The sequence below is a fragment of the Caulobacter endophyticus genome, from assembly GCF_029543245.1.
GTDB classification, from domain to species: domain Bacteria; phylum Pseudomonadota; class Alphaproteobacteria; order Caulobacterales; family Caulobacteraceae; genus Caulobacter; species Caulobacter endophyticus_A.
The window spans coordinates 60,830-75,905 of sequence record NZ_JARQWV010000027.1; the positions used below are offsets into that span (position 1 = coordinate 60,830).

General features: G+C 70.6%; 15 protein-coding genes. 9 read left to right on the forward strand and 6 right to left on the reverse strand.

Features of this window, described 5'->3' with window-relative positions:
* Positions 1–24: 24 nt before the first annotated feature.
* Genes P7A99_RS21475 through P7A99_RS21495 form a run of 5 tightly spaced genes read right to left on the reverse strand, consistent with a single transcriptional unit; the run spans position 25 to position 2,188 of the window.
* A complete protein-coding gene (locus P7A99_RS21475) occupies positions 25–501 on the reverse strand; it encodes a hypothetical protein (protein WP_277795782.1) in 477 nt (158 codons plus the stop codon).
* 20 nt (positions 502–521) lie between these two features.
* Entirely contained in the window at positions 522–869 is a 348-nt protein-coding gene (locus tag P7A99_RS21480; RefSeq protein ID WP_277795783.1) for a RidA family protein, read from the reverse strand.
* A gap of 60 nt (positions 870–929) precedes the next feature.
* Positions 930–1,382, reverse strand: coding sequence for a thioredoxin domain-containing protein (locus P7A99_RS21485; RefSeq protein ID WP_277795784.1), 453 nt, complete (start codon positions 1,380–1,382; stop codon positions 930–932).
* A 19-nt stretch (positions 1,383–1,401) separates the two neighbouring features.
* Entirely contained in the window at positions 1,402–1,644 is a 243-nt protein-coding gene (locus P7A99_RS21490; protein ID WP_277795785.1) for a helix-turn-helix domain-containing protein, read from the reverse strand.
* A gap of 13 nt (positions 1,645–1,657) precedes the next feature.
* Entirely contained in the window at positions 1,658–2,188 is a 531-nt protein-coding gene (locus tag P7A99_RS21495; RefSeq protein ID WP_277795786.1) for a DUF2975 domain-containing protein, read from the reverse strand.
* A 367-nt stretch (positions 2,189–2,555) separates the two neighbouring features.
* On the opposite strand from P7A99_RS21495, the gene rdgB reads away from it, so the two are divergent.
* The 9 genes from rdgB to P7A99_RS21540 all read left to right on the forward strand — a co-directional run bounded on the left by rdgB (position 2,556) and on the right by P7A99_RS21540 (position 13,029).
* Positions 2,556–3,161, forward strand: coding sequence for an RdgB/HAM1 family non-canonical purine NTP pyrophosphatase (gene rdgB, locus P7A99_RS21500; protein WP_277795787.1), 606 nt, complete (start codon positions 2,556–2,558; stop codon positions 3,159–3,161).
* 160 nt (positions 3,162–3,321) lie between these two features.
* Positions 3,322–4,476: a radical SAM family heme chaperone HemW gene (gene hemW / locus P7A99_RS21505; RefSeq protein WP_431307699.1), complete on the forward strand. Its 1,155-nt coding sequence runs from the start codon at positions 3,322–3,324 to the stop codon at positions 4,474–4,476.
* Between the two features lie 69 nt (positions 4,477–4,545).
* A complete protein-coding gene (gene rsmI / locus P7A99_RS21510; protein ID WP_277795789.1) occupies positions 4,546–5,418 on the forward strand; it encodes a 16S rRNA (cytidine(1402)-2'-O)-methyltransferase in 873 nt (290 codons plus the stop codon).
* Complete coding sequence (locus P7A99_RS21515) at positions 5,415–5,831, forward strand: YraN family protein (protein ID WP_277795790.1); 417 nt, start codon at positions 5,415–5,417, stop codon at positions 5,829–5,831. Before rsmI ends, P7A99_RS21515 begins: the two co-directional genes overlap by 4 nt.
* On the forward strand, positions 5,828–6,643 hold the full coding sequence (locus tag P7A99_RS21520) for a SirB1 family protein (protein WP_277795791.1): 816 nt from the start codon (positions 5,828–5,830) through the stop codon (positions 6,641–6,643). Before P7A99_RS21515 ends, P7A99_RS21520 begins: the two co-directional genes overlap by 4 nt.
* 270 nt (positions 6,644–6,913) lie before the next feature.
* Positions 6,914–7,867: a glutathione synthase gene (gene gshB, locus P7A99_RS21525; protein ID WP_101716777.1), complete on the forward strand. Its 954-nt coding sequence runs from the start codon at positions 6,914–6,916 to the stop codon at positions 7,865–7,867.
* Positions 7,868–7,988: 121 nt separating this feature from the next.
* Entirely contained in the window at positions 7,989–9,527 is a 1,539-nt protein-coding gene (locus P7A99_RS21530) for a YifB family Mg chelatase-like AAA ATPase (protein ID WP_277795792.1), read from the forward strand.
* Between the two features lie 217 nt (positions 9,528–9,744).
* Positions 9,745–11,283, forward strand: a complete 1,539-nt coding sequence (locus P7A99_RS21535; protein WP_277795793.1) for a response regulator — start codon at positions 9,745–9,747, stop codon at positions 11,281–11,283.
* Between the two features lie 39 nt (positions 11,284–11,322).
* Entirely contained in the window at positions 11,323–13,029 is a 1,707-nt protein-coding gene (locus P7A99_RS21540; protein ID WP_277795794.1) for an AmpG family muropeptide MFS transporter, read from the forward strand.
* Positions 13,030–13,039: 10 nt separating this feature from the next.
* On the opposite strand, the gene P7A99_RS21545 is transcribed toward P7A99_RS21540, so the two are convergent.
* Entirely contained in the window at positions 13,040–14,788 is a 1,749-nt protein-coding gene (locus tag P7A99_RS21545) for a hypothetical protein (protein WP_277795795.1), read from the reverse strand.
* Between the last annotated feature and the right edge of the window lie 288 nt (positions 14,789–15,076).

Consider the following 15,076-nt stretch of genomic DNA (forward strand, 5'->3'; position numbering starts at 1 on the left):
TGGCCGTCCGATGCTGTCCGGCTTCTAGCGGGGCGCCGCGCGCGCATAGGCCTTCGCCCAGGCCTCCAGAGCCCGCGGCTCGATCAGCGCCTTGGGAGCCAGGGTCCCGATCACCGCCTCGCCCGTCGGCTCGGCCGACGACGAATAGACGACGAAGACCCCTTCGGCCTGAGGGTGCAACGCGTCCAGGAACGGCGCTGGTCCACACGAGGTGAAGTGGGTGTGGCGCACCGTCACGAGCGGCGTCACAGGCGGCCCCTTCAGTTGCAGGACCGGCCTCAGAACAGCCTCCTGCCCCTCATGAGCGCCCTTGATCTTCACCGGGCCGCGTCGCTCCACCCGCGCCACGAACACCGTTTGGGAGCGATCCCAGAGACTGGCCTGGAAGTCGAGCGTACGCTGTCGCTGGACCTCCGGCGTGGCGGGCGGCGCCATCACGCAGGCCGGCGCTTGCGAAGAGCCCACCGCCACGATGGCCAGACCGGCCAGAAGTCCCTTCATCAAAGGCGTCATCGCCCCCCCTATCGCGCCGCGACCACCGTCACCTCGACGGCGTAGTCCGCGCGCGCCAGCCGCGCCTCCACGGTCGTCCGGGCCGGCGGGTTGTCGCTGTCCACCCAGGCGTCCCAGGCCTGGTTCATCTCGTCGAAGCCGGCGATGTCGGCCAGGTAGATGGTCGCGCTGAGCAGCTTGTCCTTGCTCGACCCGCACTCGGCCAGGGTCTCGTCGATCTGGGCCAGCACGTCCCTGGTCTGCTCCAGCACCGACTGGCCGCGGGTCGTCTCGGCCACGTGGCCCGACAGGAACACCACGCCGTTGAAGGCGACCGCGTCGCTCCACCGCTTCGCCTTGCCGATACGTTCGATCATTTCGCTAGCCTCTCGTAACGCCTCCCTTCCCCCTTGATGGGGTAAGGGTCAAGATACCGTCTAAGCCAGCGCCCGGTTCGTCCAGTCGACGATCTGCGGCGCGCTCATCAGGCCGGCCGAGCGGGCGACCACCGCGCCGTCGCGGAACAGGATCAGCGCGGGGATGCCGCTGACCCCCAGGGCCGAGGCCGGCGCGGGATGGGCTTCGGAATTCAACTTCAGGAGGCGCACGCCCGGCTCAAGCTTTCCGGCCGCGGCGGCATAGTTAGGGGCCATGGCCCGGCAGGGCCCGCACCACGGGGCCCAGACGTCGAGCAGCACGGCCGCGCCCTGGGTCAGGCGGCGATGGCGGTCGAGGCCGGCGGCGTCGACCTCGATCGGCATGCCGATGAAGACGGCGTTCTTGCAGCGGCCGCACTTGGCTCCGGCGGGGTCGCGGTCTTCGGGGAGGCGGTTGGCGGCTCCACAGGATGGACAGACGATCTGCATGGCCCACAGGTGTGGCCCGTCCATCCGTTTCGCAAGCGTCCCGTCAGTCCCCGCCGTCATCGCCTTCGCCGCCGTCGCCCGGACCGTGCTCGAAGGTCATCAGGTCGCCCGGCTGGCAGCCCAGCTCACGGCACAGGGCGTCGAGGGTCGAGAAGCGGATGGCCCGCGCCTTACCCGTTTTCAGGATCGACAGGTTGGCCAGGGTCACGCCGACCCGATCGGAGAGTTCGGTCAGCGACATGCGGCGTTCGAGCAGCACGCGGTCGAGGTTTACGCGGATGGACATGCGAAGCTCGCGGTCAGATGGTCAGTTCGGCTTCGCGGCGAAGGCGAGCGCCCTCGCGGAACACCTCGGCCAGGACGAAGACGACCAGGACCGAAAACCAGGCGGTGAGGGTGAAGGATCCCTCGGTGGGCTTGTCGCCCGCGACCAGGATCCGCGTCAGGGCCGACAGCACGTATCGGCCGATCTCCAGCGCGGCCAGCACGATGCCCATCACCCGCAGCCGGCGCACGTTGTCCGGGTGGAACGGGTCGCCCAGGATCATGGTGGCGAAGATCTTGCGCAGGCGCTCGACGATGGCCATCCAGCCGCCCGACATCAGCGCCCAACCGCCCAGAGCCACGGCCGCGCCGGCCCCGTACTTGCGCAGTATGCCCGCCGCCTCGCCCGGCAGCATCGAGGCCAGCAGGTCGGGATTGAAGCTGAGCAGCAGCACCAGCACCGTCACCAGGGCCAGGAAGCTGACCCAGACCCACAGCGCATAATAGCTGACGTCGAGAATGATCTTCAGGAAGCTCGATACCGAGCCTGGCCCCAAGGCGCGCATGGGCTTGTGTCCCCGCCAACAGCGACTCGCCTCCCCGGGCGGTCGCGGAATTGAAGTCTAGAGCGTGTGGGCCAGGAACGTCACGGCCGAGATCGGAAGACCCGCGATCAGCACCAGGGTCGCCAGGCGGACGGCCGAGGATTCCAGGAGGCTGAACAGGCGGGGCAGCGTCATCTTGCGGTTCCGGACAGGGGCGGATCGACGGCCGGCGCAGAGCCTTCCTCGATGGCCCCAGGATCGCCGCTCCTGGCCCGCCGAACAATGTCGCTTATCGATAAACGATATTAAACTTTCGCAATGATCCGGCCTTGCGGCGCGGGCCTCGCGGGGGTCTAAACACGCTCGGTTTCCGTCCGAGGAGTGTGCGATGACCCTGAAACTGATCAACGGCCAGAAGATCGTCGCCGCCACCCACAATCCGGGCAAGGCCAAGGAGCTGGCCGCCCTGCTCGACGGCCGCTTCGAAGTGCTGGCCGCCGGCGCCCTGGGCCTGCCCGAGCCGGACGAGACCGAGACGACCTTCGTCGGCAACGCCCTGCTGAAAGCCCGACACGCCGCCGACCTGTCGGGCGAGGTGTCGCTGGCCGACGATTCCGGCATGTCGGTCACGGTGCTGGACGGCGCCCCGGGCATCTATTCGGCCCGCTGGGCCGGTCCCGAGAAGGACTTCGCCATGGCCATGGACAAGGTGGCCGAGCGCATCGAGGAGACGGGCTCGGAAGACAAGAGCGCCTGGTTCACCTGCGCCCTCGCCGTCGCCTGGCCCAATGGCGGCCCGGCCGTGGTGGTGCAGGGCGAGGTCCACGGCACGCTGGTGTTCCCCCCGCGCGGCGACAAGGGCTTCGGCTACGACCCGATCTTCATCCCCAACGGATACGACCAGACTTTCGGCGAGATGGAGCCGGCCCAGAAGGACGCCATGAGCCACCGCGCCGTGGCCTTCGAGAAGCTGAAGGCGGCGCTGTTTGAGTAGCACCGGCCTTGCGCCTTTCCATCCGCTTATCCCCGCGAAGGCGGGGACCCAAGCTGACCTTCCAGAAGGGGCGCGGCGCGGAAGCTCATCCGTCGGCGTCAATCCGGCGCCTCGGCTTGGATCCCCGCCTGCGCGGGGATGCTCGGTTTAGGGGGAAGGCATAGTGCAGAATCCCCTCCCCCCTCTCGGCCTCTACGTCCACTGGCCCTACTGCGCCCGCATCTGCCCCTATTGCGACTTCAACGTCGTGCGCGACCGGGGCCGCACGGACGAGCAGGCGGCGCTGGCCGACGCCATCATCGCCGACATGACCGCCCACCGGACCCTGACCGGACCGCGCCGTTTGCTCTCGATCTTCTTCGGCGGCGGCACGCCCTCGCTGATGGATCCGGCCGCCGTCGCCCGCGTCATCGAGACGGCCAAGGCCCTGTGGACGCCCGAGGGCGACCTGGAGATCAGCCTCGAGGCCAATCCCACCGACGCCGAGGCCGGTCGTTTCGAGGCGCTGGCCGACGCGGGCGTGGCGCGGCTTTCGCTGGGTGTCCAGGCGCTGGACGACGCCTCGCTGAAGCTCTTGGGCCGCAACCACGACGCTGGCTCGGCCCGCCGCGCCATCGCCACGGCCGCGCGCCTGTTCCCGCGCCTGTCGGTCGACTTGATCTACGCCCGCCCCGGCCAGACCGACGCGGCCTGGCGCGAGGAACTGGCCGAAATGCTGGCCTACGGCCCCGAGCATGTCTCGCCCTACCAGCTGACCATCGAGGCCGGCACCGCCTTCGACCGCGCCGTCGGTCGCGGCAAGATCGTTCCGCCCGACGAGGACCTGGCCGCCCAGCTGTTCGAGACCACGCAGGAGGTGCTGGAAGCCGCCGGCTTCGACGCCTACGAGGTGTCCAACCACGCCCGTGGCCCGGCCGCCCGCTCGCGCCATAACCTCGTCTACTGGCGGGGCGTCGACTATGTGGGCGTCGGCCCCGGGGCCCACGGCCGCCTGACCCTGGCCGGTGGAAAGGTCGCCACCACCGCCCGCTTGAAGATCGCCGACTACATCGCCGCCGTCGCCCGCGACGGAACCGGTTTCGACCGCGAGGACCTCACCCCCGTCGAGGCCGCCGAGGAGCGCCTGCTCTTGGGCCTGCGCATCGACGACGGCGTCGCCTTCACCGAGATGGCCGCCCTGGAGCTGTCGCCGGACACGCCCAAGGTGAAATCGCTGGTCGAAGCGGGACTTCTGGCCGATGACCCGGTTCGGTTGCGCGCCACGCGCCAAGGCCGATTGCTGCTCGACCGGCTGACAGGCGTGCTCGCGACCTGATAGCTTCGCGTTTAGCGGGTCCTTTGGCTCGCTTCACTCCCCGCCCCACTCAACGGAAAGTACCGCCGCTTGAGCCGTTTGCTTCCCCCGCCCGTCCTGTCCGACGCCCCGCTCGCGCCCGGCCTCTACCTGGTCGCCACGCCGATCGGGAACCTGCGCGACATCACCCTGCGGGCGCTCGACGTGCTGGCCGCCTGCGACCTGCTGCTGGCCGAAGACACCCGGGTGACCGGCAAGCTTTTGTCGGCCTACTCGATCCGCACCAAGCTGGAGCGCCACGACGAGCACGTGGCCGAGCGCGCCATCCCGGCCATTCTCGAACGGCTGGAGGCCGGCGAGCGCGTGGCCCTGGTCTCGGACGCCGGCACGCCCATGGTGTCGGACCCCGGCTATCGCCTGGCCCGCGAGGCCATCGCGGCCGGCCATCCGGTATTTCCCATCCCCGGCGCCTCGGCGGCCCTGGCGGCCCTGACCCTGGCCGGCCTGCCCACCGACCGCTTCCTGTTCGCCGGCTTCCCGCCGCCCAAGAGCGGCGCGCGCAAGACCTTCCTGGAAGAATTCGCCGCCACTCGCGCCACACTGATCTTCTTCGAAGGCGCCTCGCGGGTGGACGATACGCTGGCCGACATGGCCGCCGTGTTCGGCGCCGACCGGCCCGCCGCCGTCTGCCGCGAACTGACCAAGCTCTATGAGACCTGCGTGCGCGGCCCGCTGGGCGAGCTGGCCGTCGACCCGCGCTTCGAGGCCCCCAAGGGCGAGATCGTCATCCTGGTCGGTCCCGGCGAGGAGAAGGCCGCCAGCGCCGACGACGCCGAGGCCGCCCTGCGCGAGGCCATGACCCGCCTGCCGCTGGGCGAGGCCGCCTCCGAGGTGGCCAGGGCGCTGGGCCTGTCGCGCAAGGACCTCTACCGCCAGGCCCTGGCCCTGAAGGAGGCCGGATGACGGCCCCGCCGCTGCGCGAGATCCGCAAGGTCCGCGGCGCGGCCGCGCGGCGCTCGGGCCGGCGCGCCGAGGCCTGGGCGGCGGCCTGGCTGATGCTGAAGGGCTACCGCGTCCTGGGCTTTCGCCTGGCGACCAGGGCGGGCGAGATCGACATACTGGCGCAACGCGGACGCGTCTTGATCGTTGTCGAGGTCAAGAGTCGGACGAGCCTGGAGGCGGCGCTGGAGGCGGTGAGCTTCGAACAACGGATGCGCCTGCGCCGCGCGGGCGCGCTGGCCGCGGCGTCGCGCGCCGGCCTCAAGGGCATGGCCGTGCGGCTGGACCTGCTGGCCATGACGCCTGGCCGCCTGCCCCGCCACGTGCCCGACGCCTGGCCAGGTGACGACAGGGGCGACGGGAGGGCCTGGGCATGACCCGCGACGAGGCCGAGGCCATCCTCACCCGCGCCGGCGAGCTCGACGATGAGGCCTTCCCGCTGTTCGAGGCCGCCCTGGCCTGCGCCGCGCACGACGATCCCGACCGCGACGAGCAGCCGGCCCTGGATCTGGCCCGCTCGGCGGTCGAGCGGCTGAAGACCCGCCTGCAAGGCGAGTCGCCCGAGGAGGCCATCGCCGAGGCCATGGCCGGCGACCTGCGCCTGACCGGCGACCTGCTGACCTACGACCATCCCGACAACGCCGACGTCATCGCCATCGCCGAGCGCCGCAAGGGCCTGCCGGTGGCGCTGGGGGTGTTCTACATCCACGCCGCCCGCGAGACGGGACTGGACGTCAACGGCGTCGACTTCCCCGGCCACTTCCTGCTGCGCATCGAGACCGACGAGGGTCCGCTGGCGCTCGACCCGTTCAGCGAGGGCCGGGTGGTGCTGCCGTCGGAGCTGTCGCGCCGGGCCCTGCGCACCGGCCTGATGCCCGACGTCGCCGCGCGCCTGGACCAGCTGATGGCCCCGATCTCGGACCGCGCCGTACTGATCCGTTTGCAGAACAACATCTTCGCCCGCGCCCAGCAGTCGCGCGACTGGGCCCGCGCCGAGCGCTCGGCCCTGCGCCGCGCCCTGCTCGACCCCACCGACCACCACCCCTGGCTCGACGTCGCCGCCGCCCGCGAAGGCCAGGGCGCCCTGGCCGGAGCGCTGCAAGCCCTCTCCCGCGCCCAGACCCTGGACGGCGGCGCGACGATCGCAGCCCGGGCGGCGCGGGAGCGGGTGCGCCTGCGGCTGAACTGATCCCTCTCCCCTTGCGGGAGAGGGTGGCCCCCGCGAAGGCGGGGGTCGGGTGAGGGGTCGAAAATCCTCTCCGCCGCGACCGGTGGATAGACCGGGCGAAGGCGGATCGTTCTGAGAGACCCCTCATCCGGCGGCCTCGCCGCCACCTTCTCCCGCAAGGGGAGAAGGATTCTGAGATCGCCCCTCGCAATCGCCCCGCTTCGACTTAACTAGACACCAGCGCCGCGGAACCGTGTACCTGTGCGGCGTCCAGAAAGCCCCGGAGTCGTCATGTCGCTGAGAGTCGCCGTCCAGATGGATCCCGTCCTGGGGATCAACATCGACACCGACACCACCTTCCTGATGATGATGGAGGCGAAGATCCGCGGCCATAAGCTGTGGTTCTACACCCCCGACAAACTCTCCCTCGAAGACGGTCGGGTCTTCGCCCGCGCCCAGCCGCTGGAGGTGTTCGCCGAGAAGGGCGCGCACGCCAAGCTCGGCGAGACCGTGCTGCTCGACATGAAGGACGACGTCGACGTGGTGCTGATGCGCCAGGATCCGCCGTTCGACATGGCCTACATCACCGCCACGCACTTCCTTGAGAAAGTGCACCCCCACACCCTGGTGGTGAACAACCCCGCCGAAGTGCGCAACGCGCCCGAGAAGCTGTTCGTCACCGACTTCCCCGGCGTGCAGCCGCCGACCCTGATCACCTCGGACCATGAGGCGATCTACGATTTCCGCGCCCGTCACGGCGACATTGTCCTCAAGCCCCTCTACGGCGGCGGCGGCTCGGGCGTGGCTCGTCTGCTGGCGGACGATCCCAATCTCGACGCCCTGCTGGAGCTGCACGCCATGATCGGCCGCGAGCAGGTCATCGCCCAGAAGTTCGTCCCGGCCGTGAGCAAGGGCGACAAGCGCGTGCTGCTGGTCGACGGCGAGCCGGTGGGCGCCATCAACCGCGTGCCGGCCGCCGGCCAGGTGCGCTCGAACCTGCGGGTCGGCGGCCGCGCCGAGGCCGTCGAGCTCACCGCCCGCGACAAGGAACTGTGCGCCATCATCGGCCCGGAACTGAAGAAGCGCGGCCTGCTGTTCGTGGGCATCGACGTGATCGGCGACTACCTGACCGAGATCAACGTCACCTCGCCCACCGGGGCCCAGCAGCTCAAGCGGTTCAGCGGGATCGACGCCGCCGCGGTGCTCTGGGATCGGATCGAAACCATCCGATCAACCCCTGCGTGAGGCAGTCGCGCCAGCCTACTGAATCGTCACACTTTCCTGAAACGTTCGTTTTTCGTTCTTGCTCCGAGCCGACAGTCATGCTTGGCTTGTGGATAAGTCGAACGTTGTTTCAGGGGGAACGATGGCGGCAAAGGTCGTCACGGTTGCGTTCGAGGGCGTCGAGGCGCGCCGCGTCGACGTCGAGGTGCAGCTGACCGGCGGTGTCGTCGCCTTCGCCGTGGTCGGCCTGGCCGACAAGGCGGTGGCCGAAAGTCGCGAGCGGGTGCGCGGCGCCTTCGCGGGCCTTGGCCTGTCGATGCCGGGCAAGCGCATCGTCGCCAACCTGGCCCCCGCCGACCTGCCCAAGGAAGGCACCCACTTCGACCTCCCGATCGCCCTGGCGCTGCTCGGCGTCATGGGCGTGATCCCGCCCGACGCGCTGGATGGCTGGGCGGCCATGGGCGAGCTCTCCCTGGACGGCCGCATCGTCGCCTGCGCCGGCGCCCTGCCCGCGGCCATGGCGGCCGGGGCCATGGACCTGGGCCTGATCTGCCCCGAGGCCTGCGGGCCCGAAGCCGCCTGGGCCGGCGGCACGCGGATCCTGGCCCCGCGCTCGCTGGTGGCGCTGATCAACCACTTCCGCGGCAGCCAGCTGCTCGGCGCCCCCGCCCCCGGCCCGGTGATCGAGGGCGAGCGCGCGAAAGACCTGCGCGACGTCAAGGGCCAGGAGCAGGGCAAGCGGGCGCTGGAGATCGCCGCGGCCGGCGGCCACAACCTGCTGTTCGTCGGCCCGCCGGGCTCTGGCAAGTCGATGCTGGCCCAGCGCCTGCCGGGTCTCCTGCCGCCGCTGACCTCGCAGGAGCTGCTCGAGACCTCGATGGTCCATTCGGTGGCCGGGCTGATCGCCAGGGGCGCGCTGACGAGAGCTCGGCCTTTCCGCAGCCCGCACCACAGCGCCAGCATGGCCGCCCTGACCGGCGGCGGCCTGCGCGCCAAGCCTGGCGAGGTGTCGCTGGCCCACAACGGCGTGCTGTTCCTCGATGAGCTTCCTGAATTTGGCGTGCAGGCCTTGGACAGCCTGCGCGCCCCGCTGGAAACGGGCGAGGTGATGGTCGCCCGCGCCAACGCCCATGTCCGCTATCCTGCCCGGGTGCAGCTGGTGGCGGCCATGAACCCCTGCCGCTGCGGCCACGGCGGGGCCGGACGCGGCGCCTGCGGCAAGGCTCCGCGCTGCATCCGCGACTACCAGGGCCGGGTCTCTGGCCCGCTGATGGACCGCATCGATCTGGCCGTCGACATGCCCGCCGTCACCGCCGCCGACCTGGCCCTGCCCGCCGCCAGCGAAGGCTCGGCCGAGGTCGCCGCCCGCGTCGCGGCCGCTCGCCAGTTGCAGGCGGATCGGGCGCTGGCGCTCATGCCGGGCACGCCCGAAACCCTGAACGGCCGGGCCGAGGGAGAACTGCTCGAACGGGTCTGCGCGCTCGACGAGCCCGGCCGCGCCCTGCTGGCCAGGGCCGCCGAAGCCGGCCGCATCAGCGCCCGCGGCTGGACCCGCACCCTGCGCCTGGCCCGCACCATCGCCGACCTGGAGGGCGCCGGCGCGGTGAAGCGCGTGCACGTCGCCGAGGCCCTGGCGCACCGGCGGACGAGCCCGGCGGGCGAGATGGAGGGGGCCGTCTAGACCCTCCCCTTGCGGGAGAGGGTGGCCTCCCGAAGGGAGGTCGGGTGAGGGGTCGAAAGCCCTGACCGCTACGAAGGCGGACAGTCCAGGCGCGGCGGCGCCGATTTGAGAGACCCCTCATCCGCCGGCTTCGCCGCCACCTTCTCCCGCAAGGGGAGAAGGATTCCGCACCTGCCCTCCACCCCCCCTTAACCCGCGCCCCTTACACTCCCGCGCCATGACCAAGACCCGCGACGCCGTCTCCGCCGAGCAGTTGGCCACCCTGAGCCACGAGTTCCGCACGCCCCTGAACGGGGTGCTGGGCATGGCGCGCCTCTTGGAAAACACCCGCCTGACCGCCGAGCAGCGCTCCTATGTCGCGGCCCTGCGCGAAAGCGGCGATCACCTGCTCTCGCTGGTCAACGACGTGCTGGATTTCGCCCGCCTGGGCGCCACGGCGCTGGAGCTGCATCTGGCCCCGGTGAATCCCGAACACCTGCTGCGCCAGGTGGCCGAGCTGATGAGCCCGCGCGCCCATGAAAAGGGCGTCGAGATCGCCTGGGCCGTCGAGCGCGGCCTGCCGCCGCTGCTGGCCGACGAGGGCCGCCTGCGCCAGGTGCTGCTGAACTTCGCCGGCAACGCCGTGAAGTTCACCGAGAAAGGCGGCGTGCTGATCACCGCCCGCGACGCCGGCGCCGGCCGCGTTCGCTTCTCGGTGGCCGACACCGGCCCGGGCGTCGCCCCCGAGCAGCGCGAGAAGATCTTCGAGGCCTTCGTCCAGACCGATCCGTCGCACCAGGCCCAGCTGGGCGGCGCGGGCCTCGGCCTGGCCATCGTCGCCCGCCTGGCCGCCGCCATGGACGGCGAGGCCGGCGTTGGCGAGAACAGCGGCGGCGGCGCCGACTTCTGGTTCGAGGCCCCGTTCGAGCGCTGCGACGAGGCCCAGGCGGCCCCGCCGCTGGAAGGCCGGTTCGTCGCCGTCGTCTCGCCCAACCCCGTAGTCCGCGAGGCCGTCGGCGCCCAGGCCATCGCCAGCGGCGCCTGGGTGAAGAACCTGGCCGGCCTCGACAAGGTCGAAACCCTGCCGGCCCAGACGGTGCTGCTGGTCGACGCGGCCCTGGCCGGCCCCGACCGCCCGCTGGCCGCGCCCGTCGGCCGCGCCGCCGTGGCCATGTTGACCCCCGACCAGCGCGACCTGATCCCCAACCTCTCCAAGGCCGGCTTCTCGGGCTACCTGATCAAGCCGCTGCGCCGCACCTCGCTGGCCGCCCAGGTGCTGGGCGCCAAGCCGATCGACGCGGCGCTGGAGGCCATCGTCACCCCGCCCGAGGCCCAGGACGACCGCATCGCCCCGGCCGCCGCCCCCGGCGCCCGCGTGCTGCTGGCCGAAGACAATCCGATCAACGCCCTCCTGGCCCGCACCCTGCTGGAACGCGAGGGCTGCACCGTCGATCGCATCGCCAGCGGCGACGAGGCCGTGGCGGCCCTGTCGCGCGGAACCTACGACCTGGTGTTCATGGACCTGCGCATGCCGGGCCTGAACGGCCTGGAGGCCACCCGCGCCGTCCGCGCCAAGGGCGTGGACACCCCGATCCTGGCCCTCACCGCCGACGCCTTCGACGAGGACCGCCGCCAGTGCCTGAGCGCCGGCATGGACGACTTCCTGGTCAAGCCGCTGACCCCGGCCGCCCTGCGCGACGCCCTGTCGCGCTGGACCGGCCCCGACCGCCCGCGCCGCTGGACGAACGACGCGACGCGCGCCAAGGTCGCCGGCTGACGGCGAAGTCCTGGCTTCCCGCGCACTTCGGGGAAGACCATGACCGAGCAGACCACGCAGACGGCCGCTCCGCCGAAGAAGAGCATCGCGGGCGTCCTGTCGATCTTCGGCGAGCGCCGGGCGCTGGCCCTCCTGGGCCTCGGCTTCGCGTCGGGCCTGCCCTACATGCTGATCTTCGACACCCTGTCGCTGTGGCTGCGCGACTCGGGGCTGTCGCTGGCGGTGATCGGCTTCTTCAGCCTGGCCACCCTGTCGTTCTCGCTGAAGTTCCTGTGGGCGCCGCTGATCGACCGCACCAAGATCCCGGTGCTGCACGGTCTGCTCGGCCATCGCCGCGCCTGGATGCTGGTCTGCCAGGCCGGGATCATGCTCGGCCTGTGGACGATCTCGACGCTCAATCCCGCCACCAATCTGGGCCTGCTCGCCGCCCTGGCCGTGCTGACCGGCTTCCTTACCGCCAGCCAGGATATCGTCATCGACGCCTGGCGCATCGAGGTGGCCGACGCCGAGCGCCAGGGCCCGATGGCCGTGGCCGTGCAGTGGGGCTATCGCGGGGCGATGGTGATGGCCGGCGCCGTGCCGCTGATCCTGGCCGAGCGCTTCGGCTGGAACTTCTCCTACGCACTGATGGCCCTGGCGGTGCTGATCGGCGTCGCCGCCACCCTGTGGGCGCCGCGCGAGGCGGCCCACACCATCCGCCCGATCCACACCGACGACGTCGCCCAGCCCCAGGCCCTGGTGGTGCTCGAGTGGCTGGCGCGCCTGGCGATCATCGCGTTCGGCGCCCTGATCCTGGGCTCGGGCCTGGCCGGCGACGCCGACCTGCTGTCCAAGATCGTCGGCGGCGAAACCCTGGCCGAAGCCTGGAAGGCCAAGCCCAACGGCGTCTGGCTGCAGCTGATCGGCGCCCTCGTCGGCCTTGGCGTCATCGTGCTGGCCGCCTGGCCGATCCCCGGCCTGCGCACCAAGCCCGGCGTCTATCTGTCGACCGCCCTGGGCTCGCCGCTGAAGGAGTTCATGACCCGCTTCTCGGGCGTCGCCGGCCTGATCCTGGCGGCGATCTGCATCTACCGGGTCTCGGACTTCGTGCTCAACATCATGAACCCGTTCTACCGGGACATGGGCTTCTCGCTCACCGAGATCGCCGAGATCCGCAAGGTGTTCGGCATCATCGCCTCGATGATCGGCGTGTTCCTGGGCGGTGTGATCGTCGCCCGCTTCGGCCTGATGAAGGCCCTGATCATCGGCGCCTTCGCCCAGCCGATCAGCAACCTGGGCTTCGCGGTGCTGGCCGTCAGCGGCCACAGCGTGCCGATGCTGTTCGCCAGCATCTGCCTGGACAACATCTGCGGCGGCATCGCCGGCACGGCGCTGATCGCCTACATGTCGAGCCTGACCACGGCCGGTTTCACCGCCACCCAGTACGCCCTGTTCTCGTCGCTCTACGCCCTGCCGGGCAAGCTGGTGGCCTCGCAGTCGGGCCGAATCGTCGAGGCCTCGGCCGCCGCCGCCGAGCACGGCGCCCTGGCCGGCCTGAAGGGCCTGTTCGCCCGCACCCCGCCCGAGACCTTCGCCGCGGCCGGGGCCAAGCTGGGCGTTAGCGGCCAGGCCATGGGCGCGGGCTATGTGGCCTTCTTCATCTACACCGCCCTGATCGGGGTGGCGGCGATCATCCTGTCGTTCCTGGTCGCCGCCCGTCAGCCCAAGGTGCAGGCGGCCAAGGCGGCGGCCGAAGCCACCGCCTGACCCTCACTAATCAGCAGCTGCAGATCAGCGGATAGTTGGTCGTGTCGGCGATGGTGGGCATTCCGTAGTAGTCGACCAGCACCGACTCGGCCGTGCAGAAGGCGCCTTCGACCCAGGCCTGGTCGTTGGAATAGGCCTCGCCGATGATGAAGAGGTTGGCCGCCGTCGCGCCGGGCACGAGGCCGGTAGGCTGGCGGATCTTCTGCATCACATCGCAGATGTCGTAGTGCGCGGCCCAGGCGTGGTAGCCGGCCCCGAACGGGTTCAGCGAGAAGTCGTTGAAGATCGCCTCGACCGGCCAGGGGATCTGTTGGGCGGCGTTGGGATCGCCCCAGTGCACCTTGGCCAGCTCCAGCAGCACCATGCGGATCATGGTGTCGGTGGCCTTGCGCGGTCCGAACAGGACCTGGTGGTCCTGGTCGATCGGCACCTTGCGGCGCTCGGTGACGTCGACCTCCAGCTCCTGCCAGAACTGCACGTATTGCATGTCGTCATACGACGCGAGGACGCCATAGGCGGGATTCTCGGCGCCGTCGCTGTTGTCGCCGAAGTAGTAGACCTGGCGCAGCGGCAGGTCGGTGATGGTCGGGCCGAAGGTGTTGGGCTTGCCCGTCAGGCTAGGCGGATAGGGCACGCCCGGATCGTTCCACCACGGACGATCGAAGAACAGCATCACCCGCATCGACGGCTGGCGGATCACCCCGTCGATATAGAGCTGCACGCCCTCGACGTTGAGGATGTCGAGCGTGCCCTCCGGCATGTCGGCGTACTGTGTGGCGTCGGCCACCAGGTCCAGCGAGGCCGGCGGCATGGCCAGAAAGGCGTTCAGCGTGGTCTGCACCGCCCCGCCCTTGAACGGCGTCTCGGCCGACGCCAGACGGTAGTTGACCGTCTCGCCCTCCAGCCAGATCGAATGCAGGCGGGTGCGCTGGGTCAGGTCGAAGGTCACGCCCGCCGCCTGGGCGGCCGCCTTGGTCTGTTGATAGAGCTCGACGAAGACCTGCGAGTAGCCGCCGCTGAGGGTCTTGAACGCCCCGCCGGGGGCGAACTCGCCGTTGTAGACGGCGGCGTTGGCGGCGTTCCAGTTGATGACGTTGGAGGTGTAGCCGCCGGCGTCGGCGGCGTACTCGTAGCCCTCGTTGCCGGCCTGGTCGTAGAAGACGTTCCAGTAGCCGATGTTGCCGGCGATCGAGCCCGGCGGATAGACGAACGAGTTGAAGGTCGGCGGCAGCTGGCCCGAGCCGTAGAAGGCGCACTGCTGGGCGCGGGTCTTGACCGGCGCGTCGCCGGTGATCAGGGCCGAGATGTTCGAGAACAGGGTGGCGGCCGGCTGCTCGTTGTTGCCCGGCGTGTTGTAGGGCGCGGGGTGGGTCGCCAGGTCGTTCTGGTAGATGTGCTCCTCGCGCAGGAACAGCAGCGGATTGTCGGTGGTGTTGAAGTCGATGATCTTGTCCTTGAGGCCCAAGGCCTCGATCGTCAGGGTCACCAGCTGGTGGCCTTCGCTCTTGGTCGCGTCCCACTGGATGAAGCGCATGCCGCCGGCCTCGATGTAGGACTGGCGCGGATCGTCGTTGCAGAAGTGGGTGACGATGCGCCCGGCCGGCAGGCGCGTGCCCGAGCCCGGCCCTTCGAAGGCGTAGTCGCCCCACTCGTATAGCTGGATCGTGTCGCCCGCGACGGCCTTGCCGCCGGTGACCAGCCGCCAGGCCGTGTAGAGGCCCGCCGGCCCGGCGCCGAAGATCGTGTAGGTCGTTCCCATGGCCGTCTCCCCGTTCGGCCGCGAGCGCGACCCTGACGTGCATCAGCGCCACTTCGCGCAGCCAGGGAACGGGCGACTGTGCGAAACCCGACAGGGCGGGAAAGAAAACGAAAGCCCATCTCCTCCCCCGCCTGCGGGGGAGGGGGACCGGCGAAGCCGGTGGAGGGGGCGACGGCGCGCACGGCGCTCCGTCCCGCGCCCCCGCCCGCACCGCCCCCCGGGCGCCGCGCCACCACCCCCCGGTGGCGGGGGGGGGAGAAAAAACGCGCCCGGGCGCGGCGGGGGCGG